Raw genomic sequence first — 969 nt, 5'->3', positions numbered from 1 at the left:
AAGGCGTTTATGTTCGCTTTGAAGCAAAAGCCAACTACCATAAACATATCTTTATAGCAGTTGGCCTTTTAGTGCTTACAATCAAGCATTAGAACGTCTGTAGGATTTCCTCAAGACGCGAGGCTTTATCACCAAGAACTACAATATACTCGTTTTGAAAGTCGAACGTAAAAGAATCAGAGTGCCATGCGGCCGTGTTCTGAAAAGATGCCATCTCTCTAATTTCAGTAATTAGAGTCAAAGCCTCCGCTGGCAGCGTTTTTTCACATGATTTATTCTCATGCGTTCCGGTTAGTGAAAAGTCTAGAGTGTTGTTATCAGCTAGAGAATTTAAGATACTTTCTTTCATATGAATTTCCTATATTGAGTGTGGGTTTTCATTCCTCTAGTGGTGTTACAGCACCACTAGAGGCTATCGATATAATTTAAAGCAACTTATCAGAGCGTAAACAAGCAAGCATATAAGCTTTAAGCGCATTGGTAGGGTTTGTTTGATTGACCTTACAAAGCTGATTAAAATCCTCCTTCAATTCTCCGTTGCAACGAAAATTAAACGTAGAATCCAAGTCCCCCGAATAAACTTTTTCCATCCGAGCTAATCTAGCCTTACTGACATCATCATAATGACGCCCAATAAATTCCTGAATATTATCCTTACTCATGTATATACCCTGTGATTGCAAATGAACAAAAAAAGCATAAGCCAAAAAATATGCAATTACAAGAGGATTACGTAAGAATTACAAAAGTAATTTTTAATAATTCTGATGGAATTGTAAGTCATTGAAAATAAAAGAAAGGCAAAAAGCGAAGTATCATAATGAGACAAGAGTACACTATTAAAGATAGTGTACCCTCCGGTGAAAACAGCGAACGTGGCGCCTTCGCTTCTCCCCCGTCCCGCTGTTTTCTTTCACCATGAAAAGCAAAAAGCATCTTGGCAGTGAGGTGAGGTGTTTTTCCTAGCAG

General features: G+C 38.1%; 3 protein-coding genes. All 3 read right to left on the bottom strand.

What is annotated here, in order from left to right; translation table 11 throughout:
• Positions 1-88 precede the first annotated feature (88 nt).
• Positions 89-349, bottom strand: a complete 261-nt coding sequence (locus RH88_RS11875) for a hypothetical protein (protein WP_005596210.1) — start codon at positions 347-349, stop codon at positions 89-91.
• A 76-nt stretch (positions 350-425) separates the two neighbouring features.
• Positions 426-662, bottom strand: coding sequence for a hypothetical protein (locus RH88_RS11870; protein WP_005596208.1), 237 nt, complete (start codon positions 660-662; stop codon positions 426-428).
• A 118-nt stretch (positions 663-780) separates the two neighbouring features.
• Positions 781-969 (bottom strand): hypothetical protein (locus RH88_RS23805; RefSeq protein WP_040757947.1); only part of this gene is annotated, 189 nt, incomplete at its 5' end.

Source organism: Vibrio scophthalmi LMG 19158 (assembly GCF_000222585.1).
Classification (GTDB): Bacteria; Pseudomonadota; Gammaproteobacteria; order Enterobacterales; family Vibrionaceae; genus Vibrio; species Vibrio scophthalmi.
This window is presented reverse-complemented; position numbering and strand designations above follow the sequence as displayed.